17 protein-coding genes are annotated in these 15,617 nt (G+C 55.0%); 2 read left to right on the top strand and 15 right to left on the bottom strand.

The window, feature by feature from the left end:
* Positions 1 to 21: 21 nt before the first annotated feature.
* On the top strand, positions 22 to 531 hold the full coding sequence (locus tag METAL_RS12900) for an exosortase system-associated protein, TIGR04073 family (protein WP_245549366.1): 510 nt from the start codon (positions 22 to 24) through the stop codon (positions 529 to 531).
* A 50-nt stretch (positions 532 to 581) separates the two neighbouring features.
* Here METAL_RS12900 and rsfS read toward each other — a convergent pair whose 3' ends face one another.
* From rsfS to METAL_RS12950, 10 genes are all read right to left on the bottom strand, one after another.
* Positions 582 to 932, bottom strand: coding sequence for a ribosome silencing factor (rsfS, locus tag METAL_RS12905; RefSeq protein WP_005372962.1), 351 nt, complete (start codon positions 930 to 932; stop codon positions 582 to 584).
* 29 nt (positions 933 to 961) lie between these two features.
* Complete coding sequence (nadD, locus tag METAL_RS12910; RefSeq protein WP_005372964.1) at positions 962 to 1,585, bottom strand: nicotinate-nucleotide adenylyltransferase; 624 nt, start codon at positions 1,583 to 1,585, stop codon at positions 962 to 964.
* A complete protein-coding gene (locus METAL_RS12915) occupies positions 1,586 to 2,824 on the bottom strand; it encodes a glutamate-5-semialdehyde dehydrogenase (RefSeq protein ID WP_157203511.1) in 1,239 nt (412 codons plus the stop codon).
* A 109-nt stretch (positions 2,825 to 2,933) separates the two neighbouring features.
* Positions 2,934 to 3,929 carry a glucokinase gene (gene glk / locus METAL_RS12920; protein WP_005372967.1) on the bottom strand — a complete coding sequence of 332 codons (996 nt, stop codon included), beginning with the start codon at positions 3,927 to 3,929 and terminating at the stop codon, positions 2,934 to 2,936.
* Between the two features lie 2 nt (positions 3,930 to 3,931).
* The gene (locus METAL_RS12925) at positions 3,932 to 4,387 is read right to left on the bottom strand and encodes a DUF411 domain-containing protein (protein ID WP_005372969.1); all 456 of its coding nucleotides are present in this window, start codon (positions 4,385 to 4,387) and stop codon (positions 3,932 to 3,934) included.
* A gap of 30 nt (positions 4,388 to 4,417) precedes the next feature.
* Positions 4,418 to 5,485 carry a uroporphyrinogen decarboxylase gene (hemE, locus tag METAL_RS12930; RefSeq protein WP_005372974.1) on the bottom strand — a complete coding sequence of 356 codons (1,068 nt, stop codon included), beginning with the start codon at positions 5,483 to 5,485 and terminating at the stop codon, positions 4,418 to 4,420.
* Positions 5,482 to 6,930 carry an SPOR domain-containing protein gene (locus METAL_RS12935; protein ID WP_005372975.1) on the bottom strand — a complete coding sequence of 483 codons (1,449 nt, stop codon included), beginning with the start codon at positions 6,928 to 6,930 and terminating at the stop codon, positions 5,482 to 5,484. The genes hemE and METAL_RS12935 overlap by 4 nt, the downstream gene beginning before the upstream one ends.
* Positions 6,917 to 7,999 carry a 3-dehydroquinate synthase gene (gene aroB / locus METAL_RS12940; protein ID WP_005372982.1) on the bottom strand — a complete coding sequence of 361 codons (1,083 nt, stop codon included), beginning with the start codon at positions 7,997 to 7,999 and terminating at the stop codon, positions 6,917 to 6,919. Before aroB ends, METAL_RS12935 begins: the two co-directional genes overlap by 14 nt.
* Positions 7,996 to 8,526 carry a shikimate kinase AroK gene (gene aroK, locus METAL_RS12945; RefSeq protein WP_005372983.1) on the bottom strand — a complete coding sequence of 177 codons (531 nt, stop codon included), beginning with the start codon at positions 8,524 to 8,526 and terminating at the stop codon, positions 7,996 to 7,998. Before aroK ends, aroB begins: the two co-directional genes overlap by 4 nt.
* A gap of 175 nt (positions 8,527 to 8,701) precedes the next feature.
* Entirely contained in the window at positions 8,702 to 10,600 is a 1,899-nt protein-coding gene (locus tag METAL_RS12950; protein ID WP_245549367.1) for a type IV pilus secretin PilQ, read from the bottom strand.
* Between the two features lie 151 nt (positions 10,601 to 10,751).
* Here METAL_RS12950 and METAL_RS12955 point away from each other — a divergent pair, with 151 nt between their 5' ends.
* Positions 10,752 to 11,708 carry an IS5 family transposase gene (locus METAL_RS12955; protein WP_005369238.1) on the top strand — a complete coding sequence of 319 codons (957 nt, stop codon included), beginning with the start codon at positions 10,752 to 10,754 and terminating at the stop codon, positions 11,706 to 11,708.
* A gap of 140 nt (positions 11,709 to 11,848) precedes the next feature.
* On the opposite strand, the gene METAL_RS12960 is transcribed toward METAL_RS12955, so the two are convergent.
* From METAL_RS12960 to METAL_RS12980, 5 genes are read right to left on the bottom strand one after another with little or no spacing between them, the layout of a single operon-like run.
* On the bottom strand, positions 11,849 to 12,178 hold the full coding sequence (locus METAL_RS12960; protein WP_245549368.1) for an AMIN domain-containing protein: 330 nt from the start codon (positions 12,176 to 12,178) through the stop codon (positions 11,849 to 11,851).
* Positions 12,179 to 12,222: 44 nt separating this feature from the next.
* The gene (locus tag METAL_RS12965; protein ID WP_005372984.1) at positions 12,223 to 12,738 is read right to left on the bottom strand and encodes a pilus assembly protein PilP; all 516 of its coding nucleotides are present in this window, start codon (positions 12,736 to 12,738) and stop codon (positions 12,223 to 12,225) included.
* A gap of 41 nt (positions 12,739 to 12,779) precedes the next feature.
* Positions 12,780 to 13,412, bottom strand: coding sequence for a type IV pilus inner membrane component PilO (locus METAL_RS12970; protein WP_005372985.1), 633 nt, complete (start codon positions 13,410 to 13,412; stop codon positions 12,780 to 12,782).
* Positions 13,409 to 13,972 carry a PilN domain-containing protein gene (locus METAL_RS12975; RefSeq protein WP_005372986.1) on the bottom strand — a complete coding sequence of 188 codons (564 nt, stop codon included), beginning with the start codon at positions 13,970 to 13,972 and terminating at the stop codon, positions 13,409 to 13,411. Before METAL_RS12975 ends, METAL_RS12970 begins: the two co-directional genes overlap by 4 nt.
* Positions 13,972 to 15,033 carry a pilus assembly protein PilM gene (locus METAL_RS12980; protein WP_005372987.1) on the bottom strand — a complete coding sequence of 354 codons (1,062 nt, stop codon included), beginning with the start codon at positions 15,031 to 15,033 and terminating at the stop codon, positions 13,972 to 13,974. Before METAL_RS12980 ends, METAL_RS12975 begins: the two co-directional genes overlap by 1 nt.
* Positions 15,034 to 15,617: the final 584 nt, after the last annotated feature.

The raw sequence follows: 15,617 nt of genomic DNA on the forward strand, positions 1-15,617 counted from the left end.
CCTCCTACGAAGGCGGATCCGATGGCTCAGGCGTGGGATATCGATGCGCCTTCGCCCAAAATCCCGACCAAGCCGCAGAGTTACGGCGAACGCATCGGCGAGAAGGCGGTGAGCAGTTTCGCGAACCTGGCGACCGGTTGGCTCGAAATGCCCAAGAACGTGATCAACACCACCAACCAAAGCAATATCATCTACGGTTTTACCGGTGGCCTGGCGAAAGGGATGATTCATACCGCCGGACGGATGGGCGTCGGCATCGCGGATTTGATCACTCTGCCGCTCGCCACCAAACCGATGATCTATCCGCTGTATATCTGGGAGGATTTCGATGTCGATACCAATTACGGCGACGTGATGCGGCTGCACGAACCGCCAAGAAGAACGCAGGACACCACGCTTCCGCCCGTTCCACAGGCCGCCCCGCCTGTTCCGGCCACCGCGCCGGCTCCCGAATCCGTGCCCCCGGTTCAATATCCGGCCGACACCAACCGCAAGATCGATGCGATTTTCAACAAAGAGATGATGAAATAACGCGCCGCTTTCCTCCCTGCCTGCATCTATGCAGTCAGGGAGCGGAAACCTTAAACCGCCTTCCCGGCTTCTTTGGGCTGATCCACCGACCAGAGTTTTTCGAGCTGGTAAAACTCGCGCGACTGCGCGGTCATCGCATGCACGATCACATCGCCCAGATCGAGCAGAACCCAGTCCGAACCCAAATCGCCCTCGATACCGAGCGGCTTGACGCCGGACTCCGCGAGTTTTTCGACCACATAATCGCACAACGCCTTCAAATGACGGTCGGAAGTCCCGGTTACCAGCACCATGTAATCGGTAAAGCTGGTCTTGCCGCGGACGTCGAGCGTAGTGATGTATTTGCCTTTCTTATCGTCCAGCACGGTCCGGACGACATTCAATATTTCTTCTGCTTGCATTCGTTTTCCTAAATTCGCCGATCCGGGGATCAGGCGTTTTGATAAAGATGATGACTATGAATATAGTCTAATACGGCATCGGGCAATAAAAAACGGGGGTCGCGTTTTTCGGCGATCATTTTCCGTATCGCGCTGGCCGAGATGTCCAGTTGGGTGATCGGCTGAAAAAACAGCTTGCCGGCTTTGTACCGGGCCAAGTCCCCGGCTTCGAAGACCTGCAGGACGTCCCAAAAATCGTTCTCCGGTCGCGCCGAGCTACCGGGCCGGGTCATTACGACGATATGCGCATGGTCGAACAATTCGCGCCAACGGTGCCAGGTCGTCAGCCCGTTGAAGGCATCGCTCCCGACAAACAGCAGGAGCGGCCGCTCCGGAAAATCGCCCCGCAGCGAGCTTAGCGTATCGACCATGTAGGACGGCCCTTCCCTGTCCAGTTCGCGGGTATCGATCACCACATTGGACAATGTACAGGCTGCAAGTTGCAGCATTTCAAGCCGCATCGACGCGGAAGCGGAAGGTTCGAGCCGGTGCGGCGGCGTCTTGTTCGGAATCAATCGCACTTGTTCCAGGCCGAAGATTTCGCCGACCTCGATAACGGCGCGCAAATGGCCGTAGTGCACCGGATCGAAGGTGCCTCCGAAAATGCCGATCATTTATTGACGGATATGGCCGTCGCCAAGCACGATGAATTTCAGAGTCGTCAAACCCGCCAGACCAACCGGCCCTCGCGCATGTAGCTTGTCGGTGCTGATCCCGATTTCGGCGCCCAGGCCGTACTCGAAACCGTCCGCAAAACGGGTCGAGGCGTTCACCATTACCGAACTCGAATCGACTTCGCGCAAAAACTGCCGCGCCAAGGTGTAATTTTCGGTGACGATCGCGTCGGTATGCTGGGAGCCGTAGCGGTTGATATGGGCAATCGCCTCGTCGATGCCGGCCACGACCTTGATCGACAGGATCGGTGCCAGGTATTCGGCGCCCCAGTCCTCTTCGGTCGCACGTCGAGCGAACGGAACCAGCGAACCTGTTTTCGGGCAGCCGCGCAATTCCACGCCTTTTTCCCGGTACTGCTCGGCCAGCACAGGCAAGACCCGGCCTGCAATCGCTTCCGCAACCAACAGCGTTTCCATCGCGTTGCAGACGCCGTAACGGTGGGTTTTCGCATTGACCGAAATCCTGACCGCCTTGTCGATATCGGCCGAATCGTCGATATAGACATGGCAAATTCCGTCCAGATGCTTGATCACCGGGATCGTCGCCTGGTTTGAAATCCGTTCGATCAGGCTTTTGCCGCCGCGCGGCACGATCACATCGACATAACAGTCCATCGTAATCAGCTCGCCGACCGCTTCGCGGTCCGTCGTTTCCACGACCTGAACCGCTTCGCGCGGCAAGCCGGCCGCCTCCAACCCTTCGGCGATGCAGCCAGCAATCGCGCGGTTCGAATGAATCGACTCCGAACCGCCGCGCAGGATACAGGCATTGCCCGCTTTCAGGCACAAGGCGGCCGCATCGACGGTCACGTTCGGGCGCGACTCGTAAATGATTCCGATTACCCCGAGCGGCACGCGCATCTGCCCGACCTGAATGCCGCTAGGGCGGTAGTTCAGGCCGGTGATTTCACCGACCGGATCCGGCAATGCCGCCACCTGCCGTAAACCGTCGATCATCGTCTGAATTGCCTTCGGCGACAGCGTCAGCCGATCCAGCGACGCGGCGTCCAGGCCGTTCGCCCGGCCGGCGTCGAGATCCTTGGCGTTTTCCGCAGTCAACAGATCGCGGCGGCTGCCGAGCGCCTCGGCGATTTTCGATAACGCCAGATTCTTCCGGCCCGTCTCGGCGCGGCTGATTTCCATTCCGGCTTGCCTGGCCTTGATCCCAAGGCTCTGCATGTATTCTTTGATATTCAAAACCGATGCCTACTGATTTTTTCCGAATAAACCGGCCATTATATTCGGTTCCCCGATCCGGGCAACAATATTAAAAATGGGAAGAGTATGCTCAGGAGCCTACAGACGCCCGAGCGGCGAAACTCAATGCGCCTAACAGGCCGATTTCCTGGTTGATGCAGACTTTGACCGGAATCTGCTTCAAGGCGGTACGGTAACGGCCTTTTTCCAGATAGCCTTCCATGAAATCGCCGCGGGTCAACAGCGGCAGGATCTTGGGCGCAATTCCGCCGGCAAGATAAATGCCCGCATAGGGCAGGCACTTGAGCGCCAGATTGCCCGCCTCGGCGCCGTAAATCCGGCAGAACAGCGACAAGGCTGCGGCGCTCAGTTGATCGGTGCCGGCCACGCCGGCTTCGCCGATCACGGCCGCAGGATCGGATTCGGTCATCCGCTCCTCGAACCCGGATTGAACCGGAGCATGACCGGTTTTCTTCAAGAACTGGTAGATATTGACCAGCCCTTCGCCGGACAGCAATCTTTCATAGCTGACATGGCCGGGATAGTTTTCCCACAGATACCGCAGCAAGGCGATTTCCTGCTCGCTTCCGGGCGCAAAATCGGTATGTCCGCCTTCGCTGGCCAGTACCTGATAGGCTTCTCCGTTCCAGGCGATGATCGCTTCGCCGAGCCCCGTGCCCGCCGCAAGCACCGCACGATTGCCGTGCGGCGGCGCATCGCCGCCCGCATTTAGCGTCACGAAATCCGCTGCCGGCAAGTCCAGGATGCCCCAGGCGGTCGCTTCGAGATCGTTCAACAGCCGTACGTTCGGCGTCCCGGCCAGGGCGCCGATTTCACGCCGGAGCAGAACCCAGGGCAGATTGGTCGCTACACAGTCGCCATCGACGATCGGGCCGGCCACGCCCAGGCACGCCGAACCGATCGTCCGTCCGTCGCAATCCGCTAAAAAATGCTGCAACAGGCCGGTAAAAGTGGAATGATCCAGGCTCGCATAGCGTATTTTTTTGACGCAGCGCCAGCCTTTTCCTTCCGACTCGAAAAGCGCCAGAATCGTCTTGGTACCGCCGACATCGCCAGCCAGTATCATGGTTATTTGCCGGAATAGTGGTTGAAGACTTCGAAATGTTTTTCCTTGTCGAAACTCACGACGTCATAGGGATCGACGCGCCCGCCCATCTCCATGCCCGGACTGCCGGTGACCATCCCCGGAACGGCAAGGCCGGTCAACTTGGGTTTGGTTTTCAGCAATTTCATGATATCGGCGGCCGGTACGTGCCCTTCGACCACATAACCGTCGACAATGGCGGTATGACACGAGGCCATCTCCTTCGGTACTCCGTAGCGGGCCTTGATCGCCTCCATGTCGTCGGTAATGTTGTCTTTGACGCTGAAGTGGTTTTGCTTCAAATGGTCGATCCATTTTCCGCAACAGCCGCAGGTCGGACTGCGGTAAACGGTCACCTCGACCGGTTTATCTTCCGCATAGGCGGCGGCAAACGAAAACGCCGCGATAAAAATCCCCAAAACGATCTGAATTGCTCTCATGTAATCACCTCACTGGTGTGAAATCGGATTTTATGACTGATGATAAGCCGGGCTGAAACGATGCACCGCATCGACCATCGCTCCGACATGCTCCGGATCGATGTCCGGCAGAATCCCGTGGCCGAGATTGAATACATGACCCGGCCCGGAACCGTATTGTTCCAGGATCGTTCTGACTTTTTCGGTAATCACCTCCGGCTTGGCGTACAGCGCAACCGGATCCATATTGCCCTGCAGGGCCACTTTGTCGCCGACGCACGCGCGCGCGCGGCCGATATCGGTCTGCCAGTCCAGTCCGAGCGCATCGAAGCCCGCTTCGGTCATCGCTTCGAGCCAGAGCCCGCCGCCTTTGGTGAACAGAATCTTCGGAACCTTCCGGCCTTCTGCATCGGTTTTCAATAATTCGGCCACGCGGCTCGCGTAATGAAGCGAAAACGCCTGATAATCTTCGGTCGTCAGCATGCCGCCCCAGGTATCGAACACCATCACCGCCTGCGCACCGGCGGCAATCTGCGCATTCAGATAGGCGGCAACCGCCTCCGCCAGTTTTTCGAGCAGCCGATGCATCAAGGCCGGCTCATCGTACATCAAGGCTTTGACTTTGCGGAATGTCTTGCTGCCGCCCCCTTCGACCATATAGGTTGCCAATGTCCAAGGGCTGCCGGAGAAACCGATCAACGGCACGCGTCCGTTCAATTCGCGCCGGATCAGGCGTACCGCGTCCATCACATAGCGCAGGTCGGTTTCCGGGTCCGGAATGCCGAGCCGATGAATATCGGCGGCCGAAGCGACCGGTCTGGCGAACTGCGGTCCCTCCCCTTCGGAAAAACTCAACCCCAGTCCCATCGCATCGGGCACCGTGAGAATGTCCGAAAACAGAATCGCCGCATCGAACGCAAAACGCCGAAGCGGCTGCAGCGTCACTTCGCAGGCCAGCTCGGGATTCGTGCATAATTTGATGAAACTGCCCGCCTCTTCCCTGACCTTGCGGTATTCGGGCAAATACCGGCCCGCCTGGCGCATCATCCACACCGGCGTCCGTTCGACGGGCTGCCTTAACAAGGCTCTGAGAAAGCTATCGTTCTTTAGTTCTGTCATTCGCTATGCATTCCTGGATTAATGGATTGTCGCACCCGCTGAGTTGAGGGTTTGGCGGATGGAAAATCTTTCCGAATCGCGCCGAATTTCCGGGCGATGGCGGCTCTGAACTCGGCCGGCAACGCGCTTTTGGCATTTTTTGCCGATTCGGCATCCGCAAAACGGCCGTACAGCAGCACGAATTTTTCTTTTCCTTTCGATAAAAAGCGCACAATGCGCAAGTCCGGCTGCAATCCGGCATGGCGGGCGACGGTAGCCCGCATGGAGGAGGCTTTCGATAACACCGTCAGCTGCAGCGAATAGTCGTTCTCGGGCTGCGCAGCCAGCCAGACGCCGCCATCCCCGACAGGCACACGAACAGCCGGCTCCGGAATCGCGTCCTGCGCATTTTCGGAGAGGACGTCCTGCCGTTTCGCTGTTCCCGAAGGACCATCCGCCTCAAAAGCCGCCGTCGGTTCCGGCCCGGAATCTCCGGCAATCTGGCCGGCTTTTCGATCATTCGCGGGCGGATCGATTTTCCGAGGCTCTGCCGAATCGGAACTTGCAGCATATTTCAGTAAATTGCCGACGGGCAGACTGACAACAGGCCGTTCGAAATCGAAATGCGCCGCTCGCCCGCCAGTTTGAGCCGTGGCCCCCTTCTTTTCGCCGATTGGTCTTGAGGCCGTGAACCATTGGGTAGAAAGCGCGAGCGACACCAGGCACACGACGGCAATAACCAGAACGGTCAAAGGATCCATGCTTTCTTTGGGCTTGTTCAGTTCCGGAAAATGGGTGAGCATTCTGGCTGGAATGCCGTGCGAGTCCCGGTAAACCGCCTCGGTGATATCGTCCGCCCCTTCTTTTCCGATCCGTAGCGAGTTCGTGAGTGAGGCAATGTGCTGGATGAAATCACGGCATTCCTTTTGAAGAAAAGGCTTGGCTTCCACCAGATAGCAGTTCTCGATCGCAGGATCGGTATAATGCTTGATATGCCACTGATCGTGCGTCAGAACGAAAAGCAAACGCAACTCCGGATGCGTTTCGGCATATTGGATCAATCGGCCGACCAGGCCCGGCGAGATGTCGCCGGCATCATCGACAGCCAGAACGGCAGCGCTGGAAAAAGCCGGCGAGTCCTTTTTGATTGCCGATTCGGCCCGCTGATGCCTTAGCAAAGGCCCTGTGCGTTCTTGAATCTCCTCGAAAGTCAGGCCGCCATGCCCTTTCACCGAGCACCAGCGCAATTCATCCTGCAGACGCTGCTGCAAAACCTCCAGCAAGCCGGTTTTGCCGACGCCTTCCGGCCCGCACAGCACGACGGCCTGCCGGGTATTCGCAATCAAATGCCGAAGCAATTCGAGATTTTGACTCCTCCCCTGTGTAATCAGAAAGCGGGGAGGAGCCGCCCGATCGTCTCCCCGCATTGATTTGACTTGATAGGTCTCACTATCAATTTCGACCATAGCCGTTCAATGTCGATTCCAGCAGGGTACGGTCCACATAAACCGGCAGCGTGGTTCTGCCGATTTTCTCCAGCAGGATCAGGCGGATTCGACCGTCCAGATTCTTTTTATCGACCGCCATCAGTTCAAGAAAGCGTTCGGCATCGAGTCCGGCAGGAGGAATCACGGGCAAACCCGCGCGGAGAAGCAAAGCGGCGATCCTTTGCACGTCCTGCCCGGTCAGCCAGCCTTTGCGCATCGACAGATCGGCCGCCTGACAAATGCCGATCGCCACCGCCTCGCCGTGCAGATAGGCGCCGTACCCCGTACCGGTTTCGATCGCATGGCCGAACGTATGCCCCAAATTCAACGTGGCCCTGACGCCGCTTTCAGTTTCGTCCTCGGCGACAATCTCGGCCTTGTTCCGGCACGAACGCTCGATCGCATAGGCCAATGTATTTTTATCGCGCGCGCAAAGCGCCTCGATATTGTGCTCAAGCCAGACAAAAAAATCGGCATCCCGGATCAGCCCGTATTTGATCACCTCGGCAAGACCCGCCGCCAGTTGACGGTCATCCAGCGTATCCAGCGCGTCGGTATCCGCCAATACGCATTGCGGCTGATAAAACGCGCCGATCATATTTTTACCGAGCGGGTGGTTCACCCCGGTTTTGCCGCCGACCGAAGAATCGACCTGCGCCAATAAGGTAGTCGGAATTTGCAGAAATGCGATCCCGCGTTGATAACAGGCTGCGGCGAAGCCGCCCATGTCGCCGATCACGCCGCCGCCGAGCGCGATCAAGGTTGCGTTGCGACTGAATCTGGCTGACAGCAGAGCATCGAAAACGCGGTTCAACATTTCCAGCGTTTTATACTGCTCGCCGTCAGGCAAAACCACCGTTTCAACCTGATAAGAGGTTAAGTTTTGCCTTACCCGATCGAGATAAAGCGGCGCCACCGTTTCATTGGTCACGATCAGGACTTGTTTGGACTTGATGTGCGCCGCATACAAGTCCGGCCGGCTCAAAAGCTGCGAGCCGATATAAATAGGATAACTCCGGTTACCCAGTTCGACATGGAGATGTATCATTCTGAATTGGAATTGAGTTTTCTGTAGTGCTCTAGAATGCGATTGACGACGGCCCTGCTTTGCATCACACCGGTATCGACTTTAAAGTCAGCGCAGGCAAGGTAAAGGGGTTCGCGTTCGGCATAAAGGCTTTCCAGACGGGCACGGGGATTATCGGTTCTCAACAGAGGGCGCTGCGTGTCTTTACGGGTCCGTTCGAGTATCCGGCCAACCGAACATTTCAGATAAACGACGAAACCGTTTTCTTTAAGCAAATGCCGGTTTTCTTCGCGCAGAATGGCGCCGCCGCCGGTTGCCAGGACAATCCCGTGCATCTGGGTAAGATGCCTGATCATTTTCTGCTCGCGGTCCCGAAACCCCGCCTCGCCTTCGAATTCGAAAATGGTCGGAATATTGACGCCGGTCGCTTCCTCGATCGCCTTGTCGCTGTCGTAGAAAGGCAATTTCAGCGTTTTTGCCAATTGCCGTCCGATCGTGGTTTTGCCCGCGCCCATCAGGCCGATTAAATAGATATTTTCAGATCGCATGGCGTATCGCTGCGGTGCCCGTTCTACCGGTTAAAAATACGCCATTATGCCTGTTTCTTTTAAACAAGATCAATTGTCGGAACAAAATTTGTTCGCAAGCCTGATCTTCAAGGAAAACGGCCTGAAAATAAAAAAGGGGACTTCACGCCCCTTTTCTACCTGATTCTGAAAGCCGCTAATTATTGGCCAATATATCCTTGACGATTTTTGGCGTGACAAACACCAGAAGTTCGCGTTTATCCTCCGAATTGACAGTTCTCTTGAACAAAAAGCCGATGCCGGGCAAATCCGCGAAAAAAGGCACCTTATTCAATTCGTTGGCCGTCTCGCCTCTATAGATGCCGCCTAAAACGATCGTTTCCCCATCGTTTACCAGCACGTTGGTTTTAACGGAATTGATATCTATTTTCGGGCGGCCCAAAACCAATTCGGTCGTCGGTTCGTCGCGCGTAATGACCAGATCCATATTGATACTGCCGCTCGGCGTAATCTGAGGCGTAACGTCGAGCGAAAGCAAGGCGTCGATGAATTGTACGTTGGTGCCGCCATTGCCGCTTTGGGTTTCGTAAGGGATCGACTGGCCCGAAGTAATCGTTGCCTGACAGCGGTCCGTGGTCATAACCCGCGGATTGGACAGAATCTGCGCCTTGTTTTGATCCTGCAATGCCGATAATTCGAGATTCAGCACATAATCGGCCCCCCTCGCCAGGGTCATGCCCAAAGCGCCGTAAGGATTGGATTCCGTTGCGAGATCGACAATCGTATCCTGTATTTCCCCGATGTTACCGTCTGCATCGGGTTGTGCATTACTGTAAGCATGGGTTCCGGCCCCGCCGAGCGCAAAATTTTTGCCCGAACCGACCTGCGCCATTTTGGCCACGCCGAATCTGACGCCCAACTCGCGGGCAAATACGCTAGACGCGATCACCACCCGGGACTCGATCATCACCTGTCTGACCGGAATATCCAGCTTACGGATCAGTTTTTTAATTTCATCCAGCCGCTTGGCCGTTTCTCTGACGATCAGCGTATTGGTTCGCGAATCGACCATGACGGTGCCGCGTTCCGTCAACATATTCAGTTTCTCGCTTGGGTTTTGTCCATAACCCCCTTCCGACGTCATTCCCGGTCCCGGAGACATGCCGCCTCTGCTCGCCATTTGCTGTTGTGTTTTCTGATTCTGAGCCTGGCTAGCGACACTGGAAGCGGCCGAGGCACTCGTCAAAGCTTTCGAGATGGTATTCGAGCCTTTTGCAAGTCCGCACACCGTATTCCCTCCGCTATCTTCTCCATAGAGCAGATTTTTGAAATTTTCCGCCTTGGCATAGTTGATCTTCAGATACTCGGTCACCAACGGATCGAGCTGCTCGATGACGACCTCTTTCTCTCGCTGTTTTTCCTTGTAATCCTTGATTTTGCCGACCGGAGCGACCAGCGTCACGTTACCGGTTTCGTATTTTTCCAATCCTTTGGTCATCATGATGAAGTCCAGCGCTTCATCCCACGGGACATCGTCCAGTTTTACCGTTACCGTCCCCGTCACATCGTCGCCAGCCACCACATTCTGGCCGGTAAATTCGGACAATACCGCGATCACACTGCGGATATCGATATCCTGAAAATTCAGCGACAATCTATCGCCGGTGTATTTGTCGCGCTGGCTCTGGATCGCCTCTTTTTCGGCAGGCGTCAACGGGCGAAACTCGACTGTCAACAAGCCTTCGGACTGAAATAACGAATAATCGTATAACGGACTTTGCGGCACCACGGTGACCGTCGTTTCCTTGGCCGTCGAAGCGGCATCGATATACTTGACCGGCGTCGCAAACTCGGACACATCCATACGCTTACTCAAACGGCCCGGCAACTGCGTATTCATGAAACTTATCACCACATTACCGCTTTCTTCCCGCGTGTTCACCACCGTATTGGGATTCGCCAACGAAACCAGAATTCGCCCTTCGCCCTTATCCCCCCGTTTGAAATCGAAGCCGGTAATCGACTGCTGGGGAATCAATTGGCTGGTAATGGCAGCGCTTGGCGTAGCCGGCAGCGGACTCACGGAAGATGCCACGGGAACGGATTTTGCATTGGTCAGCGTCAGCAAGACTCTCCGCCCGTCCGTTTTGGTATCGAATGGAGCGGATTCCGTTAAGGAAACTCTGAATAAGTCCTACGCCTGGGATAAAATATCCGCAGCTTGCCATTTTCGATAGGTGCCCGCCATGAAGCAACTCGGACTCAGTGCCCCACTGTTTGTGAAGAAACCGAAACAGACTCGGCGGCAGCAATTTCTCCAAGAGATGGAGCAGGTAGTGCCTTGGAGTTTGTGGACGAGCCGGATAGCGCCGCACTACCCGACAGCGGGCCGAGGCCGCCGCCCCTTTCCCTTGGCGACGATGTTGCGCATTCACCTGATGCAGCAGTGGTTCGGCTATTCCGATCCGGCGATGGAGGAAGTATTGCACGACATGCCGCTGCTGCGCGAGTTTGCCGGGCTCGATGCGGGCGAGGACGCCCTGCCGGATGAAACCACGATCCTCAAGTTCCGGCATCTGCTGGAACGCCATCAGTTGGCACAAACCCTATTTGATGAAACGGCGGCGCTGTTGGCCGAAAAAGGCCTGTTGCTACGGCAAGGCACGATCGTCGATGCGACATTAATCGCTGCCCCGCCGTCCACCAAGAACCGGGCGCGCAAACGGGATGCCGAGATGAGTTCGACCAAGAAAGGGAACAATTACCACTTTGGGATGAAGGCGCACATTGGGGTCGATGCCGAGTCGGGGTTAGTGCATACTGTGGAGATGACCACCGCCAAGGTGGCGGATGGGGTCATGACGGAGGCGTTGCTGCACGGCGAGGAACGGGTCGTGCTGGGCGATCGGGCCTATACCCGCAAGGACCGGAATCTGGCGGCGGATCGCCTGGAAGGTGAGCCGGTTTGGGCCTTTCCGTTCAAGCGGGGGAAGGGTGAGGAGTTGCCGGTAGAGCAAGCCCTTCACAACCACATGCTGGCGCCGTTACGCGCCATGGTCGAACATCCGTTCCGGATCGTCAAGCGCCAGTTCGGCTATACCAAAGTGCGTTACCGGGGGCTGTTCAAGAATGCCCAACAACTCTACTTGCTGTTTGCCCTGGGCAATCTTTATCACGTTCGGCAGGCGCTGCAGCCGACCTAGGGAGACCTTTGTCCTTCGCCCTGGAAAACCGAGAACACTGAGTGAAATCACCCCGATAGCGGGCGCTGCCGGGAAGGATTTGCCCATTTTCGGCGAGGTGCCACGGATGTCGCACGGTGTCGCTTATAAAAACCACTTATTCAGAGCTTCCTTAAATTCAGCACGACACGCACCCGGTCGGCCGCTTCCGCGACATACAGGCTGTTGACCACACCCTGGTTGATCGGATAGGTTTTTTTCGGCAGACCGTTCTTGACGCCCGAAAAATCCAGCGCAATCCGGGCAGGATTATCGGTTTTGAATACTCTCGGGGCGACTGCCGGGCCGTTCATTTCCAACTGGATCTGCAGTTTGTCTCTTGCCTGCGTCGCTACGTCCACCCGAGTAATTGCCAGTTCGGCGGCTTTTATGGGTACGTTCTGCGCGATAAATAAAACCAGGCCGGCACCAAAGGTCCTTATTATTCTCATCAAAAGGCCATTTTGTTGATTAATCATCTTTTTGTCCTCGAAAATCATTCTGTCAAAGCCAATGAGGCTTGCTGTTCGCGCCATACTCCCGGCTTATCGGAAATCAATTCCATCACTTCTATTCTATCGCCGAGAATACGAATGATTTTTCCGTAATTCTTGCCCATATGATTCCCGACTCTGACGCGATAAACCGTGCTATCGCCGGCCTTGATCAGTCCCCATAAGCCGACCTTCATGCTAACCGTGCCGACCATTCTCAAACTGTCGAGCGAAAAGGCCTCCAATTCCTCCTTAGGACGCGACAGGTCGGGCCTGATGCCGGAACCGGCTACCGCCACCGCATCTGCCTGCCCGACCGCTTGTTCCAGCGGGATAAACGGATCGCGAAGGCCCTCGGGATTGAAAATAAAGGGCTCTACCACTTTGATTTCCGGCAGCGGCTCGATCGAGCCTTTCGGCTTGGCTTTTTCGGCCGCGATAAAGGCTTGCAAATCGGATAAATCTTCGCTGGCACAACCCGAAAGCAATGCGGCGCCGAACAAGCAGCAGACAGGCATCCACGCACGCCTGTGCGCCAATAAAGGTAGCCTATGGGATTTCATTTTTTAGCCCCCTTTCGTTTCTTCTTGTCGGTAGTGTCGGCGGACTGTGTATCGGTGTCTTCCTTATAAGTTTTGATGACCGCATCCATGACCATTAATTGCGCGCTGGATTTCTCCATAGGTAAAATCGCCACATTATGGACTGTCACGATTCTTGGCAGCGAGGCCAGACCGCTGACGAACAACCCCAGTTCATCGTAATGGCCGACGACTTGAATATCGATCGGCAATTCGGAATAAAACTCTTTCCTGACCGGCGGGGCAGGCTTGAACAAACGAAACTCCAGGCCGCTCGCCAAGCCGGTCTGCGAAATATCGACCAGCAGGCTGGCAACTTCTTCCTCGGTAGGCATTTGCTTGATCATTTCTCCGAGAGCGTCCTGGATTTGCTCCAGCTGTTTCACATATTCGGGAAGATTGACCGCTTTCTTCTGTTTGCTCGCAAAGGTTGCCTTCAGCTCGTTTTCCTTTAACTCCAGACTATCAAGCTGATCCAGTTGATCCATCGTATCGTAATAATAGCCGCCGCCCATGACCAAAAGGCACAAGATCAGAATAAAGCCGGCTTTGATAGGCGGTGGCCAAGTTCCCGAGGCTTCGAAGTCCCAATTGATTTCGGAAAGGTTCATAACGGTTTCTCCGCACTTTTGGCGCCCTGGTTAGCGATCATCGTAAAATCGCTCTCATGCTCCTCTTCTTTTTTATCCGGAGACTGGATCACAACGACTTTGGGAGAATTCATCCATTTGGAGGCTTCGATCGCCCGCATGAACGCCGAGACACGGGCATTGGATTGGGTTTTGCCCTCGAAAGTCAGCGCAGAACCGGCTTGCGTCAACTGGGTCAGATAGATGCCGTCCGGAGTAACTTTGGGGATTTCATCAAAAAGATGCACAACCTCGGGCCTGCTTTCCTGCAGCTTCTGGATCACATTGATCTTGGCCAACAATTTTTTCTTGGTTTCCTCGATGTCGCGAATCTTCGCGATTTGCACATCCAAAAGCCGGATCTCCGTCTCCAGAAGCCGGTTCCGCTGGCTCTGATATTCTTTCAGCCCTTCGATGTAAATATGCACGGCCACCAGCAGACCGATGGTCAGCAACACCGACGCGCCTATCGCCGCAATAAAATCTTTTAGTTTTTGCTTGCGCAGTTCCTCGCGCCACGGGAGTAAATTAATTTTCGCCATCAGTCAAAACTCCTCAAAGCCAAACCACAAGCGATCATCATCGCCGGGGCATCGTTACTCAAACCTTGCGGCCTGACTCGATTCGATAACGACATATTCACAAACGGATTGGCAATATACGCCGGCACGCCCAGGCTTTGCTCCACTAATTTGTCCACGCCGGCGATCGAAGCACACCCTCCGGCCAGAATGAGGCTATCGATGCCGCGATTGGCGCTGGATGAGACGAAAAACTGCAGGGACCTCGCGATTTGCTGTACCATCGCCTTTTTGAAAGGCTCCAACACATCGACAATATAATTGTCGGGCAATCCTCCCTGCCTTTTCGCCACTCCTGCTTCTTCATAAGAAAGCCCGTAACGGCGTTGAATTTCTTCGGTCAACTGCTTGCCGCCAAAACCTTGTTCGCGGGTGTAAACCGTACGCCCGTCATGGAGGACGTTCAGCGCCACGACCGAGGCGCCGATATCGGCAATCGCGACCGTTTTACCTTTTACCGAATCCTCAAACTGATCGGCAAGTAAAATAAACGCATTTTCCATCGCGAACGCTTCAACATCGACGATCTTCGCTTTCACTCCCGCCTTCTGCAAAGCCGTAGCCCGATCATTGACATTCTCTTTCCTCGAGGCCACCAGCAAAACATCCACCATTTCCGGGTTATGTTCGTTAATCCTTTGTATTTCAAAATCGAAATTGACCTCATCCAGCGAGTACGGAACATACTGGTCGGCTTCCATCAGGATCTGCTCTTCCATTTCCTCATCGGACAGAGAGGCCGGCATCGTAATGATTTTGGTCATCACCGAAGAACCCGAGACCGCTACGGCCGCCTGCCTCAGCTTGGTGCCGGACTGTTTGAGTGCGGCTTTGACCGCACCGGAAATAATATCGACGTTCGTAATATTCTTATCGATTACTGCATCTTTGGGCAAAGGGGTCACAGCATAACTCTCAACCCGATAGCGCGATCCGGACTTGCTCAGTTCCAGCAATTTGATCGATGCCGTACTGATATCAATGCCAAGAACCGCATTCTGCTTCTGATCGAACAAGCTCATGATAGATCCCAAAAAATTTGAACATTAACACCATTCATATCTCGAAGTGCCTGTATTTACAGATACTAACAACCGTGAGGAAATGACCAGCCCTCAACCTGAAGCGGCCTAACGAAGTATAGTAGCGATTTTTAAATTGGCCGGGGAAAATACAATTTATCGCGCACCTGGACCGAACGCTTCACAGCTCCGGAAATGCTGATATTTTTATGTAGATTAGCTTATTTTTCTGGCAGATGCATCACATACTTAATAAAACAGAATAATAGTTTAAGCGAATTTTTATTCTTCCGAAAAAACGAGCGACAGGGGACGAATCGAAGCCTTCGATAGATCGGGAGCGGGGGAGCGCACGATGATGTTCAATCTGGAAAACCGTACGGCTGCTGTAGCTATCATCCATACTTCAACTCCTGATACCGTATTTTCGCAGCTACAGCTGAACCGGCCAAAGCCTGAATGATGGAAAATCAAGAACAGGCCACCGAGTACCGCAGCCTCAATCGGATCGCGTGGAAAAACCCGTATCGACTTCGATAGCGGCTTTAAGGTAAATAGGCCTGTAGCGAGAGCATTCGTCCGGT

It is taken from the genome of Methylomicrobium album BG8 (genome assembly GCF_000214275.2).
Classification (GTDB): domain Bacteria; phylum Pseudomonadota; class Gammaproteobacteria; order Methylococcales; family Methylomonadaceae; genus Methylomicrobium; species Methylomicrobium agile.

Excerpts from the sequence above, each read along its gene's own strand:
- METAL_RS12900 (WP_245549366.1), top strand. The coding sequence starts at position 22 with ATGGCTCAGGCGTGGGATATCGATGCGCCTTCGCCCAAAATCCCGACC.
- rsfS (WP_005372962.1), bottom strand. The coding sequence starts at position 932 with ATGCAAGCAGAAGAAATATTGAATGTCGTCCGGACCGTGCTGGACGAT.
- nadD (WP_005372964.1), bottom strand. The coding sequence starts at position 1,585 with ATGATCGGCATTTTCGGAGGCACCTTCGATCCGGTGCACTACGGCCAT.
- METAL_RS12915 (WP_157203511.1), bottom strand. The coding sequence starts at position 2,824 with ATGCAGAGCCTTGGGATCAAGGCCAGGCAAGCCGGAATGGAAATCAGC.
- glk (WP_005372967.1), bottom strand. The coding sequence starts at position 3,929 with ATGATACTGGCTGGCGATGTCGGCGGTACCAAGACGATTCTGGCGCTT.
- METAL_RS12925 (WP_005372969.1), bottom strand. The coding sequence starts at position 4,387 with ATGAGAGCAATTCAGATCGTTTTGGGGATTTTTATCGCGGCGTTTTCG.
- hemE (WP_005372974.1), bottom strand. The coding sequence starts at position 5,485 with ATGACAGAACTAAAGAACGATAGCTTTCTCAGAGCCTTGTTAAGGCAG.
- METAL_RS12935 (WP_005372975.1), bottom strand. The coding sequence starts at position 6,930 with ATGGTCGAAATTGATAGTGAGACCTATCAAGTCAAATCAATGCGGGGA.
- aroB (WP_005372982.1), bottom strand. The coding sequence starts at position 7,999 with ATGATACATCTCCATGTCGAACTGGGTAACCGGAGTTATCCTATTTAT.
- aroK (WP_005372983.1), bottom strand. The coding sequence starts at position 8,526 with ATGCGATCTGAAAATATCTATTTAATCGGCCTGATGGGCGCGGGCAAA.
- METAL_RS12955 (WP_005369238.1), top strand. The coding sequence starts at position 10,752 with ATGAAGCAACTCGGACTCAGTGCCCCACTGTTTGTGAAGAAACCGAAA.
- METAL_RS12960 (WP_245549368.1), bottom strand. The coding sequence starts at position 12,178 with ATGAGAATAATAAGGACCTTTGGTGCCGGCCTGGTTTTATTTATCGCG.
- METAL_RS12965 (WP_005372984.1), bottom strand. The coding sequence starts at position 12,738 with ATGCCTGTCTGCTGCTTGTTCGGCGCCGCATTGCTTTCGGGTTGTGCC.
- METAL_RS12970 (WP_005372985.1), bottom strand. The coding sequence starts at position 13,412 with ATGAACCTTTCCGAAATCAATTGGGACTTCGAAGCCTCGGGAACTTGG.
- METAL_RS12975 (WP_005372986.1), bottom strand. The coding sequence starts at position 13,972 with ATGGCGAAAATTAATTTACTCCCGTGGCGCGAGGAACTGCGCAAGCAA.
- METAL_RS12980 (WP_005372987.1), bottom strand. The coding sequence starts at position 15,033 with ATGAGCTTGTTCGATCAGAAGCAGAATGCGGTTCTTGGCATTGATATC.